12 protein-coding genes are annotated in these 13416 nt (G+C 45.3%); 5 read left to right on the top strand and 7 right to left on the bottom strand.

Translation table 11 applies throughout. The features are described from left to right. Positions 1 to 46: 46 nt before the first annotated feature. Positions 47 to 535 (bottom strand): YcxB family protein, encoded by a 489-nt coding sequence (locus ABIE50_RS05115; protein WP_142684158.1) that lies wholly within the window; start codon positions 533 to 535, stop codon positions 47 to 49. Positions 536 to 555: 20 nt separating this feature from the next. Continuing rightward, positions 556 to 1053, bottom strand: coding sequence for a hypothetical protein (locus tag ABIE50_RS05110; RefSeq protein ID WP_142684159.1), 498 nt, complete (start codon positions 1051 to 1053; stop codon positions 556 to 558). Between the two features lie 343 nt (positions 1054 to 1396). Here ABIE50_RS05110 and ABIE50_RS05105 point away from each other — a divergent pair, with 343 nt between their 5' ends. Beyond that, the gene (locus ABIE50_RS05105; RefSeq protein WP_209855208.1) at positions 1397 to 1573 is read left to right on the top strand and encodes a hypothetical protein; all 177 of its coding nucleotides are present in this window, start codon (positions 1397 to 1399) and stop codon (positions 1571 to 1573) included. 30 nt (positions 1574 to 1603) lie between these two features. Here the strand turns inward: ABIE50_RS05105 and ABIE50_RS05100 are convergent, their stop codons facing one another. Then, positions 1604 to 4900, bottom strand: a complete 3297-nt coding sequence (locus tag ABIE50_RS05100; RefSeq protein WP_502913904.1) for a vitamin B12-dependent ribonucleotide reductase — start codon at positions 4898 to 4900, stop codon at positions 1604 to 1606. A gap of 325 nt (positions 4901 to 5225) precedes the next feature. Here ABIE50_RS05100 and ABIE50_RS05095 point away from each other — a divergent pair, with 325 nt between their 5' ends. Then, the gene (locus ABIE50_RS05095) at positions 5226 to 5981 is read left to right on the top strand and encodes a phosphoglycerol geranylgeranyltransferase (protein WP_142684161.1); all 756 of its coding nucleotides are present in this window, start codon (positions 5226 to 5228) and stop codon (positions 5979 to 5981) included. An 83-nt stretch (positions 5982 to 6064) separates the two neighbouring features. Here the strand turns inward: ABIE50_RS05095 and ABIE50_RS05090 are convergent, their stop codons facing one another. Together ABIE50_RS05090 and ABIE50_RS05085 are read right to left on the bottom strand one after the other, a co-directional pair. Beyond that, a complete protein-coding gene (locus tag ABIE50_RS05090; RefSeq protein WP_142684162.1) occupies positions 6065 to 6793 on the bottom strand; it encodes a LytR/AlgR family response regulator transcription factor in 729 nt (242 codons plus the stop codon). Positions 6794 to 6884: 91 nt separating this feature from the next. Next, positions 6885 to 7913: a sensor histidine kinase gene (locus tag ABIE50_RS05085; protein WP_142684163.1), complete on the bottom strand. Its 1029-nt coding sequence runs from the start codon at positions 7911 to 7913 to the stop codon at positions 6885 to 6887. A 222-nt stretch (positions 7914 to 8135) separates the two neighbouring features. On the opposite strand from ABIE50_RS05085, the gene dxs reads away from it, so the two are divergent. From dxs to ABIE50_RS05070, 3 genes are all read left to right on the top strand, one after another. Beyond that, positions 8136 to 10061 carry a 1-deoxy-D-xylulose-5-phosphate synthase gene (gene dxs, locus ABIE50_RS05080; protein WP_209855212.1) on the top strand — a complete coding sequence of 642 codons (1926 nt, stop codon included), beginning with the start codon at positions 8136 to 8138 and terminating at the stop codon, positions 10059 to 10061. An 81-nt stretch (positions 10062 to 10142) separates the two neighbouring features. Then, positions 10143 to 11189 (top strand): 2Fe-2S iron-sulfur cluster-binding protein, encoded by a 1047-nt coding sequence (locus tag ABIE50_RS05075; RefSeq protein WP_209855219.1) that lies wholly within the window; start codon positions 10143 to 10145, stop codon positions 11187 to 11189. Positions 11190 to 11269: 80 nt separating this feature from the next. Next, complete coding sequence (locus ABIE50_RS05070; protein ID WP_209855222.1) at positions 11270 to 12121, top strand: PAS domain S-box protein; 852 nt, start codon at positions 11270 to 11272, stop codon at positions 12119 to 12121. Here ABIE50_RS05070 and ABIE50_RS05065 read toward each other — a convergent pair whose 3' ends face one another. Both ABIE50_RS05065 and ABIE50_RS05060 read right to left on the bottom strand, forming a co-directional pair. After that, positions 12122 to 12499, bottom strand: coding sequence for a hypothetical protein (locus ABIE50_RS05065; RefSeq protein ID WP_142684167.1), 378 nt, complete (start codon positions 12497 to 12499; stop codon positions 12122 to 12124). Positions 12500 to 12631: 132 nt separating this feature from the next. Then, positions 12632 to 13345, bottom strand: a complete 714-nt coding sequence (locus ABIE50_RS05060) for an HAD-IIB family hydrolase (protein WP_209855224.1) — start codon at positions 13343 to 13345, stop codon at positions 12632 to 12634. Positions 13346 to 13416: the final 71 nt, after the last annotated feature.

Genomic DNA, 13416 nt, shown 5'->3' with positions numbered 1-13416 from the left:
AACTAATCATTATAATCAGTGGGACCCTGAGTCAGGCAAATCCGCATCAGCGGTAATTACTAAATTTCGATTTGAGTATTCCCGCGAAATTGCGGTAGGCTTCCTCCGTTTGGAAAGCGCTGGTAGGAATAAGGAAGAAAGTTTTCTTATCGCGGTAGAGGAAGAAGAATTTCTCAGTTTCCACCACCCGGGAAAAATTATTCCAGCTGATATTCCGGGGATGGTCACTGCCACGGGTGGTAATCAATAACCCCTCCTCAGAATACTTAAGATGTATACTGTCTTTAAAAGTAGCCGCCTTATTATAAATGGAAATGGGCAACAGGTACCAGAATACCCAGCCAAGCACCAATATCATGATAACAATACCGGTAAGGGCGCCAGTGGTCACTACACTGAAAAAATATCCTGTTAAAGTGGCAAGTAGTAAGATAATGAGCGTGTTGCGAAAGACCTTGATCTCACCTCTCCGCATAAAATGATAGCGCAATGCATGCAACACATCCCCCTTATCGTAGTTAAACTCTAAATGCATTATCGCCTGGCAAAACTATTTTATCTGTTAACAGAAATCGACATAGGATTATCCATTTCATCACGCACAGTAACAGGTGCATTCTTCCGGCTGCGTTTTACATTAGACAGATCGTCCTCGCCAAATCCGGGGAAGTTCTTCTTGATGAACAGAAAATATTGTTGCAAGGTTTTTGGATCAACCTTAAAAGGGAAAGCCAACTCCTTACCACTTCCTTTAAGGAAGTCGTTTGTATTTAACTTGGTTTCGTTTTGTAAGTACCACTTGTATAAATCCACAATAGCTTTTTCCAACTCTGCTTCATCAACCTTCTCAGTTGTCTCTACCCTTGGAAACATTAACACAAACTCTTCTACCCTTACAGGCTTGGCGTTATTCGTGTTTTTGGCATTATTACGGTTGTCGTTGTTGTCCCCGTTTTTATCACCATTATTGTCTCCGTTTTTGAAACCAGTGCTGGCATTTGCTGATGCGGCTGCGGCCAAAACTACCAACAGCATTAACAACAGCTTTTTCATAAGGTGTCAAATTTTCGAGTCTAAAAATACAATTATATTTTGAGATTTCTAGTAGATTCCAAAATATGCGTAAAAACCCCCTGAAAAAACAAAAGCAATGGACGAACCATTGCTTTCGAGAGTCATTTACAGTGCATGATGAATCATGCGGTGTAGGAATATTTGGTTTTTCATAGGACAGTAACCATAATAAAAATTAATACAATAACAAATATAATAAAATTATATCGTGAGTTAGACAAAACATCAAATATTAGAAATAATAAAATATTTCAGGATAAAATTTTAAAAGATGCAATAAAACTGCTCTTTTTAGAAAAATATCAAATAGAAAAAAAGTGTGATGAAAATTAAGGGCTTAAATATTGATCGGGGAAGTGAGAAAGAAACGGGTGCTTTTTGGGAAAAAGTAAGGGCGCCTAGAAAAGCGCCCTCAATTTGTTACTATCCTATGAAAACCCTATTTGAATACAAAGGTAAGGGCATGTTATTTTTCTTTGAAATTTTAGAGGCTAAATAACATATCATTAACAAGAAGTTGCAACATCCATTAGCTGCAACCCATGCTGGTACCGCAATTCAAACATTTATAGCAGGTTCCTGAACGTACCGTGATATGCCCGCAGGTAGCGCAGGCCGGCGCATCACTTTGCATGCTTTTCAGATAATCCTGGGTACTCCCTTCCTGCTGAAACGTAGCGGCAGCCTGCTTTTTAGGAATCCGTGGGGCAGTCTGACCGGAATTGCTCACCCTGCCTGTAAACGGAGCCGCCGTATCCTCTTCTCCATCTTCTTCTCCGGTATTCCCGGGCGAATCAAGCACATGAACCAGGTCTGTACGCCCCAGGTACTCGTATCCAAGCACCCTGAAAATATAGTCGATCAGCGACGTGGCCGATTTAATATTGGGATGATCCACCATCCCGGCCGGCTCAAACCGGGTAAATACAAACTTATCTACAAATTCTTCCAATGGAACACCGTACTGCAATCCTACAGAAACCGCAATAGCAAAGCAGTTCATCAAACTACGCAAAGTAGAGCCCTCTTTTGCCAGGTCAATGAATATTTCTCCCAGCGTGCCATCATTATACTCACCTGTACGCACAAAGATCACCTGCCCACCTACATTCGCCTTTTGCGTAAAACCACCTCGTTTGGATGGCAAACTTTGCCGCTCCACAATCCTCGATAACTGGCGTTTCAGGGTGGTATCCCGGCTGGCCTGCATCCGCTTGTTCACTTCCTCCAGCAGCTCATCTATGGTAGCCTGTTGCAGATTTTGTTCTGTAGCCGTCTCTCCTGCCGCTTCTGCCTTCTTCTTTTTATCGCTCTTATTACTTAAAGGCTGGCTCAGCTTACTGCCATCCCTGTACAGGGCACACGCTTTTAATCCAAGTTCCCAGCTTAGCTTATAGGCATCCGCAATTTCCTCTACCGTCGCCTCATTAGGCAGGTTAATGGTTTTGGAAATGGCCCCTGAGATAAAAGGCTGTACTGCCGCCATCATCCTGATGTGCCCATGTGCATGTATATACCGCTCTCCATGCTTACCACACTTATTGGCGCAGTCAAATACAGGCAAATGAGCCTCTTTTAAGTAAGGAGCGCCCTCTACGGTCATAGTTCCGCACACATAATCGTTTGCCGCTTCTATCTGCTCTTCCGTAAATCCCAGGGCATGCAACAGGCTGAATTCAAGATTGTAATATTCCTCCGCCTTGAAGCCCAACCGCTGCAGACATTCTTCTCCCAATGTATATACATTAAATACAAATGATATATCAAAAGAGGAAGCAACGGCAGTGTCCAGCTTTTTCAGCTCTTCACCAATAAACCCTTTTTCGCTTAGCGACTGGTGATTAATATAAGGCGCCCCGGCAAAACTGCCGGTTCCCTTTGCATAATCCACAATTGCCTTTATTTCATGGGAAGAATAACCCAGGTTCTGCAACGCGGTGGGGATCGACTGGTTAATGATCTTAAAGTAGCCGCCACCGGAAAGCTTTTTGAATTTTACCAGCGCAAAATCAGGTTCTACCCCTGTGGTATCACAATCCATCACCAGGCCAATAGTACCGGTAGGAGCAATCACCGTAGCCTGCGCATTACGGTAACCGTACTGCTCTCCCAGCTTTACTGCCTCATCCCATGCTTTAGTGGCCGATTTCAGCAAATAATCCGCGCAATACCGCGCATCAATGCCTTTTGGCTTTATTTCCAGCCCGTCATACGCATCAACGGCATCATAGGCGGCAGCCCGGTGATTCCGCATCACCCGCAGCATATCTTCCCGGTTCTCTGCATACCGCGGAAAAGCACCCAGGTGGGCGGCCATTTCCGCCGAAGTTTTGTAGGCAACTCCCGTCATAATAGCGGATATAGCCCCCGAGATGCCACGGGCTTCTTCACTGTCGTACGGAATACCGCTCACCATCAGCATGGAGCCGAGGTTAGCATATCCCAGGCCCAGCGTACGGTATTCATAACTGAGCTGCGCCACCTCCCTGGAAGGGAACTGCGCCATCAACACGGAAATTTCCAGCACTACTGTCCACAATCTCACCGTGTACTCAAATCCAGGCACGTCAAACAGGTTCCTTTCATCATCGAAAAAGCGGCGGAGGTTAACAGATGCGAGGTTACAGGCGGTATTATCCAGGAACATATATTCCGAGCAGGGATTGGAAGCGTTGATACGGCCACCCTGGGGGCAGGTATGCCATTCATTGATAGTGGTATCATATTGGGTGCCCGGATCCGCGCAACGCCAGGCGGCATAAGTGATCTGATCCCAGAGCTCTTTGGCCTTTACAGTTTTCGTCGTTTTGCCGGTAGACCTGGCTTTCAGCTCCCATTCCCCATCGGCCTCCAGCGTGCGGAAAAAAGAATTCGGCACCCTTACGGAGTTATTGGAATTCTGACCAGATACCGTTTTATATGCATCCCCTTCATAATCAGAAGAGTAACCGGCTGCAATCAATGCTGCCACCTTCTTTTCTTCCTCTACCTTCCAATTCACAAAATCCATGATCTCAGGATGATCCAGATCCAGGCATACCATTTTGGCGGCCCGTCTTGTAGTACCACCTGATTTAATAGCGCCCGCTGCCCGGTCCCCGATCTTCAGAAAGCTCATTAACCCGCTGGAAGTTCCTCCACCGCTGAGTTTTTCCCCATCTCCCCTGATACTCGAAAAATTGGTGCCTACGCCGGAACCATATTTAAATATCCTCGCCTCCCGCATCCACAAATCCATAATTCCCCCCTCATTCACCAGGTCGTCGTTCACACTTAATATAAAACAGGCATGTGGCTGAGGCCGCTCATAAGCGGAGGTAGATTTTTCCAGTTTACCCGTATGCTGCTCCACATAATAATGCCCCTGCGGCTTACCTTTAATTCCATAGCTCTCAAACAGGCCGGTATTAAACCACTGCGGGGAGTTAGGCACACACGACTGGTTAAGCATGCTGTAGCTCAGTTCTTCATAAAATATCCGGGCATCTTCGGCTGAAGCGAAATAACCATACTTTTCCCCCCAAACACGCCAGCAATTGGCCATACGGTGCACCACCTGCTTCACGGAGGTTTCCCTGCCCGACGACCCATCCGGCTGTGGCACCCCGGCCTTACGGAAATACTTCTGCGCCAGGATATCCGTGGCAATCTGCGACCAGGCAGCCGGAACTTCCACATTGTTCATTTCAAATACCACATCGCCACCGGGATTACGGATCACAGAGGAGCGGAGCTCATATGCAAACTGATCATAAGGACTCACACCCTCTTTCGTAAAATGGCGGGAAAACGTAAGCCCATTCTTACTATTGACTGGATTTTTCATGCCCCTAAATTTTTTCTTAGATGATATAAATGAGTTAGTATAGCGGAGTACTCTAAAATTAATTTTAAAATGCCTGGGCCCATGCATTTATTTTGCACAGATTGTGGATAATTGCGCAAACAGTTTGCCAGCACATTTGTTATAAAGCCAAAGAAAAACCGGCTTAAAATTTGTCATTAACAAAATCTTTACAGTTGCGCCACATAATCAGCTAGGTATCATTTAGTTCATGAATAGAAAATGAATTGAATGCATATTTATTTAGCAATGTGTGTTATTAACAAAAATATTATACATTTGCGACAACCGGAACAATGCGCTATTGATGTACAATAACATATACACTTCGTTCATCGAAAGAAAGGCTAAAAAGGAAAAGGCATTCGCGGTTTTAATTGATCCCGATAAGGTTACACCTGCCGGAATCATAGAGATTGCAGATAAATGCACGGCTGCCAAAGTTGATTATATCTTCCTTGGAGGTAGCCTGGTGATCTCCGATCATCTTGATGACTGCGTGCAACAGCTGAAAGCCAGCTGCAACATTCCCGTTGTATTATTCCCCGGAAGCCCTTCACAGGTATCAAAATATGCTGATGCCCTGCTTTACCTGTCTGTAATTTCCGGCAGAAACCCCGAATTACTGATCGGCCAGCACGTGGTATCCGCGGCGGCTGTGAAGAAAAGCGGCCTGGAAGTTATTTCTACCGGTTATATGGTAATTGACGGTGGAGCACCTACAACCGTATCTTATATCAGTAATACCATGCCCATCCCGGCCGACAAGGCGGATATAGCCATGTGCACGGCCATTGCAGGCGAGATGCTGGGTATGAAGGTGATTTATATGGATGCCGGCAGCGGCGCCCGTGTACCCATTACGGAAAGTATGATCAGCCGCGTAGCCAGCCAGGTACAGGCTCCCATCATAGTAGGAGGTGGTATCAGGGATGCGGAAAAAGCCTACCTGAATTGTAAGGCGGGTGCTGATATCCTCGTAGTAGGTAACGCTATCGAGAAAGACCTTTCCCTCATTAAGGAACTGGCAGATGCAGTGCATTCTGTTCCCGTGAAAGCATAAAAAAATAAATGAATTGTAAGATATAAGACGAATGACAGCAAGGAATCTGCTGTCATTCGTCTTTATTAGCTGGTAACAAGAACTTACAGGCTCATCATTTCCTTAAACTTCACTGCCTGCCTGCGGCTTACTTCAATTTTTTCGCCCCCGCGCATTTCCAGCAACAAGCCTCCGTTAAAGTAAGTATCAATTTTCTCGATCATCCGCAGGTTCACAATATGTTTCCGGTTTGCACGGAAAAAGGTACGCTCATCCAGCCTTTCTTCCAATGCATTCAATGATTTGAGGATCAACGGCTTATTTGTTTCAAAATACACCCGGGCGTAGTTACCCACGCTTTCAAACAGCCGGATCTCCTGCAACTTCACAAACCAGCACCTGTCGCCATCTTTCACAAACACCTGGTCGTTTTCAGACAACAGGGAACGGATACCTCCGTTGGCAGCCATACGGTCTTTCTCATCCTGCTGATGCAGCTTGTGAATGGCATCTGCCAGCCGCTTGGGCTCTACCGGTTTCAACAGGTAGTCCAGCGCATTGTACTCAAATGCTTTCAGCGCATACTCATCATATGCAGTAGTAAAAATCACCTGCGGCGTTTTCTCCAGGTCTGCCAACAGGTCAAAACCCGTTTTATCGGGCATCTGGATATCCAGGAACAGTAAGTCGGGATGGAGCGTTTCTATCTTTTCTATACCATCCTTCGCGTTCACAGCTTCTCCTACCACCACTATCTCCGGGTGATCTGCCAGTAATTTTTTCAATTCACTCCTGGCCAGGCGTTCATCATCTATTATCAATGCTTTTTTCATTGGCAATATGAAGTTTGGTTGATGATTTAATTGATTTAAAAATAGTTGCTACAACCGGTTTATCCGGCCATAGCAGTTTATAACAAGCGATTCAGAGCAAAGGCATCACTACGGTAGCTTCTACCGTTTGCTCATCTTTATTCCTGATTTCAAAGGAAGCCCTGCTTCCAAATAAAAGACCCAGCCGCTGCCGGGTACTTTGTAAACCAAACCCGTGCCCGTTCATACCGTTCTCTACGATCTGGCCGGTATTCTCAATGGTAATCACATGCTGCATCCCTTTCAGGGAAGACTGAATATACACCGACCCGCCCCTGACAATCCGGGAAATACCATGTTTAATGGCATTTTCCACCAATGTTTGCAACATCATCGGCGGCACCTGCAATTCCAGTGTATCCGGGTCTATCTCATACTTTACACTCAGCCGCTCTTCAAAACGGATATGCTCCAATGCAAGGTAATCCTTTACTATATTCAATTCATTTTCCAGGCTCACGGTTTCCGCTTTCTCCGTTTGCATAGAGCTTCGCAGGATGTTGGAAAGCTCTGTGATGGCAGTTCTTGCCCTTTGAGGGTTTTCATCTACCAGCGCCCGGATACTGTTCAGCGCGTTAAAAATAAAATGCGGGTTGAGCTGCGCCTTGATCGTTTTCAGCTCCAGCTCCTTCACCGTAGCTTCCAGCTTCAGCTGATCCACCTGCGACCTTCGGTTCCTCTCGATATAATGCCAGATAAAATAAAGAAACCACCAGATGGTAGTGATCAGGAAAGAACCCACAATCCCCACCTGGATGGGCGTATCCGATAAGTGTAACAGGTATATCCCAAAAAAGTAATAGCCGATATACGATACCAGTCCAGACCCCGTCATTAACCCGATAAACAGTAAGATCTGGTTCTCAAAATTATAGTTCACCCACGCAAACCTGTGAATGAGGTTGCGGAACAGGTGGGTGGCTATAAATCCGAATAAAACAAAAATTACCAGGTTCAGATAATAAGCCGCGTCCGGTGACGTTTTTCTGTAAACAGAAAAGGCGAAGAAAACATTGATCAGAAAATATGCCGACCACCCCAATATCTGGCACCACCAATATTTGTTTATTTGTTTAAACATTCAATCAAATTAGTAAACTTCACCTATATTCCAAAAATACCCTACAGCGCCCCCTGCAGAAACCTAAATGTTATAAATGGTGAATCAGAAAAGGTAAATGGCAGATGACTGTATCTGAATGGTGAGATATCACGGAACGGACCTATTTTCCTGTCATAGTTACACTATTTACCACTTATTTTTATGTATTTTTGTTACTTCATATAAACCCTGAGCCCAATTATGAATATTAAGGCAGGTCAACTGTTGAGCCAGATAGAATATCCCGCTGATTTGCGAAAGCTGAGTAAAGAACAGCTTCACCAGGTATGTGAGGAGCTGCGTCAATACATTATTGATGTGGTAAGTGTGCATGGTGGCCATTTTGCTGCCAGTCTCGGTGTAGTGGAGCTAACAGTCGCTTTGCATTATGTATTTAATACCCCATACGATCAACTGGTATGGGATGTAGGGCATCAGGCATATGGACATAAGATCCTTACCGGGCGCCGGGAATCATTTCCTACCAACCGGAAATACAAGGGCCTCAGCGGGTTTCCCAAAAGGGATGAAAGCCGTTACGATACCTTCGGCGTAGGCCATTCATCTACCTCCATCTCTGCTGCCCTTGGTATGGCAATGGCCTCCCACTATAAAGGGGAGTTCGACCGCCAGCATATTGCAGTGATCGGCGATGGCGCCATGACCGCCGGTATGGCATTCGAAGCCCTTAATCACGCAGGCGTGGCAAACGCTAATGTGCTGATCATCCTGAACGACAACTGCATGTCCATAGATCCTAATGTGGGCGCGTTGAAAGAATACCTGACAGATATCACCACTTCACCCACCTATAACAAAGTAAGGGATGATGTGTGGAACCTGCTTGGAAAATTACCTGTAGGAAAGAAATTTACCCGCGACATGGCCTCCAAACTGGAAGCCAGCCTCAAAGGCGTGGTGTCAAAATCCAGCAACCTCTTCGAAGCACTGAAGATGCGCTACTTTGGCCCCATCGATGGCCACAACATCACAAAACTGGCCGATACCCTCCAGGATCTGAAAGATATTCCCGGTCCGAAGCTGCTGCACATTGTTACCACCAAAGGTAAAGGCTATGCCCTCGCAGAAAAAGACCAGACCACCTGGCATGCACCAGGCCTTTTTGATAAAATCACCGGCGAAATATTCAAAAAACCGGTTACCAGCCCCCAACCTCCTAAATACCAGGACGTTTTTGGCCATACCATCATTGAGCTTGCAGAACAAAACGATAAAATTATCGGTATCACTCCAGCCATGCCTTCCGGTTCCTCCCTCAAATTTATGATGGAGAAAATGCCGCAAAGGGCATTTGATGTGGGCATCTGCGAACAACATGCGGTTACACTCTCGGCCGGAATGGCCACCCAGGGCATGCGCGTTTTCTGCAACATCTACTCCTCCTTCTTCCAGCGCGCCTTTGATCAGGCCGTACACGACGTGGCCATCCAAAAGCTACCAGTGATATTCTGCCTCGACAGGGCCGGACTGGTAGGAGAAGACGGGCCTACCCATCATGGCGCCTACGATATTGCCTATATGCGCAGTATTCCCAATGTTATCATTAGCGCTCCCATGAACGAGGAAGAGCTCCGTAACCTGATGTACAGCGCTCAATTGCCGGAAAATGACCAGCCCTATGTAATCCGTTACCCACGCGGTCAGGGCGTAATGCCGGAATGGCGTACACCATTTAAGGCGATCAAACCAGGTACAGGCCGCAAAATCCGTGACGGAAAAGATATCGCTATCCTTTCCCTGGGGCACACCGGTAACTTCGTGACGGAAGCATGTAAAGAACTTGTAGGAGACGGACTACAACCCGCTCATTACGATATGCGCTTCGTAAAACCACTGGATGAAGCCATGTTACATGATATTTTCCAGTCGTTCGACAAAGTAATTACTGTTGAAGATGGCACCATTGCAGGAGGCTTTGGCAGCGCCGTTATCGAATTCATGGTATCCAACAACTATAAGGCAGCTGTCAGAAGATTAGGCATTCCTGATAAAATTGTGGAACACGGTAAGCCGGAAGAATTATACCGCGAATGTGGTTACGATGCAGCCGGTATTGCAAGCGCCACCAGGGATATGCTGAAAGAAAAAATTACTGTCACCATTTAATAAAAGAATTTAGTTATTTAGCTATTCAGCCATTTGATTTCCCGGAAATTGAATAGCGGAATAGCTAAACTTTTTTATACCATGTACTTTCAGCTCAGGATAACGGAGATCATACGCGAAACACCCGGTACTTATACTTATAAGCTGGAAAATACATCGCCGGAACCACTGGTATATCTCGCAGGGCAATTCCTCACTTTCCTCATCACCCTTAATAACAAAGAATACAGGCGCTCCTATTCTTTCAGCTCCACACCAGGCGTGGATCCCTATCTTTCTGTAACAATACGCGAAAAAGAAAACGGAGAAATATCACGGCATCTTATTCACAACTGGAAAGTAAACGATATTGTTACCGCCCTCGAACCATCCGGCAGGTTCACCTATGAAAAGTCTGACAATACCAGGAAAGATATTTTCCTGCTGGCCGCAGGAAGCGGTATTACACCTGTGTTTTCGCTGCTCAAACATATACTTGCAACGGAGGAAAATGTCCATGTTAAACTGATTTACAGCAATACCACACCGGAAAGAACTATCTTCCGTGAAGCGCTTCAAAACTGGCAAAGCCGCTACCCCAGCCAATTTGAATGTATATGGCTCTTCAGTAACGATCCTGATAGTCTTCATACCTACAGAAGGCTCAACAATATTTTACTGGAGCAACTGGTAAATGCACATCTTCGTTACCGCCGGGAAGATGCACAGTTCTTCCTTTGCGGCCCCCCCGATTACATGCGTACTATCCTGCTCACACTCACATTTATGGGCTTCGCTGAAGCCCAGCTGCACAAAGAGAACTTCGTGGTAAATACGGATACCAGGATCGCTAAAACACGGCTGCCACAGGATCACGATCCGAAACAGGTAATCATCCGTTATCGTAATGCAGAATATAAGCTCGCTGTTCCCGGTAACGAAACTATCCTGAGCTATGCGCTTGCCCACGATGTATTACTGCCTTACAGCTGCAAAGGCGGGGTATGCGGTTCCTGTACAGCCCAATGTGTAAGCGGCAAAGTATGGATGCCCGTCAATGAGGTGCTTACAGACAAAGAGCTGGCCGAGGGCCTGGTGCTTACCTGTGTAGGGTACCCTGCAAGCGATGAGATAATCCTTGAATTATAAAATCACATAATGTAAAAAATAGTATCAATCATAAGGATCTGATATTATTTTTTCGATTGCTAAAATTTTAGCTAAATTATGTGGAAAATCAGGTGATGCGGAATGCCCCAATAAAAATTATCTGCCTGTTATTGCTGCTTGTAGTTATTGTAACAAACGGCTACCTGCTTCTTACACATACATTCCATCCATCATCACTATTACTATCATTCAATATAGTGGTTCTCTGCAGTGTATTTGCCCTGTTACTCATTACTACCTTCTTATTTGATAAGCACTCCCTTCAGTTTGAACAACTCTTCAATGAATACCCCATCCCTATGTGGATCTATGAAAAAGCTACCATGCGCTTTTTATCTGTTAACAATGCGGCCACTGAAAAATATGGTTACAGCAAAAAAGAATTCCTGCAACTAACGTTAAAGGATATACGTAATCAGGAAGACATACCGCTGTTCATGGAAAACGCTGCAGAATTTTGCAGCGGCGATGAATACAGGGGTATCTGGAAACACCGTAAAAAGGACGGTGTTAATTTCTTCGTAGAGATCTACTCTCTTCCTGCCACTTATTATGGCAAAAGCGCCCGCTTTATTATGGCCAGGGATGTGGATGCACAAATGAAAGCAGTGAAAGAGGCGCGTGAGCTTGGCATGCGCTATGAGCAGCAGGCACAGCTTACCCACGACAGGCTCCTAAAACAAGCCACCCAGCTTGAAGAACAAAATAAAGCGTTAAAAGAAATTGCCTGGATCAACTCACATGAAATACGCCGCCCGGTAGTATCTATACTCAGTATTGCCGACCTGTTCGATAAAAGCAACCGGGATCTGCATCTCAACACCCAGCTCATGGAATGGCTGCATGAATCCACCCTTCAGCTGGATGAGATCATTCATAAAATTGAGCATAAAGTAAAAGCCCTCCAGTAACTATACCTCGCAAGGTATAAATTGATTGAACTCTTCCTTTAAGGATAAATATAATTTTCTGAAAATTTCCATACGGTGCTGTATGGTCTGAAAGTCATCAATGGGCCGGTCGTCATGTATCACTGTTACCGGAGTATTGGCTACTCTCTTGGCACATTGCTTAATGTCGTGATGCAATTCATCCGCTACTTCACGTTCACGCAGTAAACGGTTTTCAAAATGTTCAACCTGTGTCATTACATCCCTGGAAGCTTTGCTGAGCGCGATCTGTTCCAGCCGCTCCCGCATCATTTTTACTTCGTTTCTTACTTCGTTTACTTCTTCTTTCCAGGAATTTAACTGCTGGTGCAGTTCTTCGGTGGGAGTTGTAATTTCCATGGTGTATTGATTTATCAATTTAAATGATGATTAAAGAACTATTCATCATACCAAACGTTGTTGTCAATAGCCATTTTTTATCCGAAAAGACCTGTTCTAAGGTACAATCTTTTTCTATTCTGCTTCCACTTTTTACAGATAAATTCCGAATTCAGGAAAAAAATCCATCGCTTCCAGAATTCCTCCGGCGCCAGGCCGCTGTGCCTGCAATACGTGCGGCATTCCTGCAGTACGGGCTACTAATTCGGGCTCCGAATCACCTACTACCACACCCTTGAACCCGGTTTCATACATCGAGTAATCGTTCATGGAATCGCCGGCCACCAGCACCTTCTGATGCGGCAATGCCAGCACCTGTAACAACTGTTTCAGTGTAAATCCCTTGTTCACTCCGGCAGGTAATATATCGAGGTACTTACCGGCAGATAAAACCAGGTCGCATTGCAATGAGGCAGCTATTTCACGCGCACTGTCTATATCTGTGCTGTTATCATAATAGTAAGAACAGCGGTACTGCTGATGCGCTTCCTGGTGCAGTAATCCTCTTACTGTTTTCAGGGTTTCCCTCACCTGTTCTCCCGGCCATTTGGCTGCAATATCCGATTGCACCGGCTCTACCGCAGTTAACGTAGGCAGGTGCGTTACGGTAGCGCCTACATCACAGATAATATATTCAGGCCGTGGCAAAGTATTATCTTCCAGTAACGACAACACACTGCGTATTCCTCTTCCGGTTACAAATACCAGCTGTATCTCCTTTTGCTGCTGCAATAAACTGTATAATTTCTCTTTATCTTCTGATGTACCTCCTAAAAATGTACCGTCCAGATCTGTAGCTAATAACATAATTCCCGGGTGACTTTAAAAATTTCAATGAATGCAGATGCCGATAAAAATATAAAAAAAAGACCAGCCGA

The organism is Chitinophaga sp. OAE865, from assembly GCF_040546735.1.
Lineage (GTDB): Bacteria > Bacteroidota > Bacteroidia > Chitinophagales > Chitinophagaceae > Chitinophaga > Chitinophaga polysaccharea_A.
Note: the sequence above shows the minus strand (reverse complement) of the source record. Positions and strands in the feature narration are given on the sequence as shown.

Coding starts and splice junctions, on each gene's coding strand:
- ABIE50_RS05115 (WP_142684158.1), bottom strand. CDS start 535: ATGCATTTAGAGTTTAACTACGATAAGGGGGATGTGTTGCATGCATTG.
- ABIE50_RS05110 (WP_142684159.1), bottom strand. CDS start 1,053: ATGAAAAAGCTGTTGTTAATGCTGTTGGTAGTTTTGGCCGCAGCCGCA.
- ABIE50_RS05105 (WP_209855208.1), top strand. CDS start 1,397: ATGAAAATTAAGGGCTTAAATATTGATCGGGGAAGTGAGAAAGAAACG.
- ABIE50_RS05100 (WP_502913904.1), bottom strand. CDS start 4,900: ATGAAAAATCCAGTCAATAGTAAGAATGGGCTTACGTTTTCCCGCCAT.
- ABIE50_RS05095 (WP_142684161.1), top strand. CDS start 5,226: ATGTACAATAACATATACACTTCGTTCATCGAAAGAAAGGCTAAAAAG.
- ABIE50_RS05090 (WP_142684162.1), bottom strand. CDS start 6,793: ATGAAAAAAGCATTGATAATAGATGATGAACGCCTGGCCAGGAGTGAA.
- ABIE50_RS05085 (WP_142684163.1), bottom strand. CDS start 7,913: ATGTTTAAACAAATAAACAAATATTGGTGGTGCCAGATATTGGGGTGG.
- dxs (WP_209855212.1), top strand. CDS start 8,136: ATGAATATTAAGGCAGGTCAACTGTTGAGCCAGATAGAATATCCCGCT.
- ABIE50_RS05075 (WP_209855219.1), top strand. CDS start 10,143: ATGTACTTTCAGCTCAGGATAACGGAGATCATACGCGAAACACCCGGT.
- ABIE50_RS05065 (WP_142684167.1), bottom strand. CDS start 12,499: ATGGAAATTACAACTCCCACCGAAGAACTGCACCAGCAGTTAAATTCC.
- ABIE50_RS05060 (WP_209855224.1), bottom strand. CDS start 13,345: ATGTTATTAGCTACAGATCTGGACGGTACATTTTTAGGAGGTACATCA.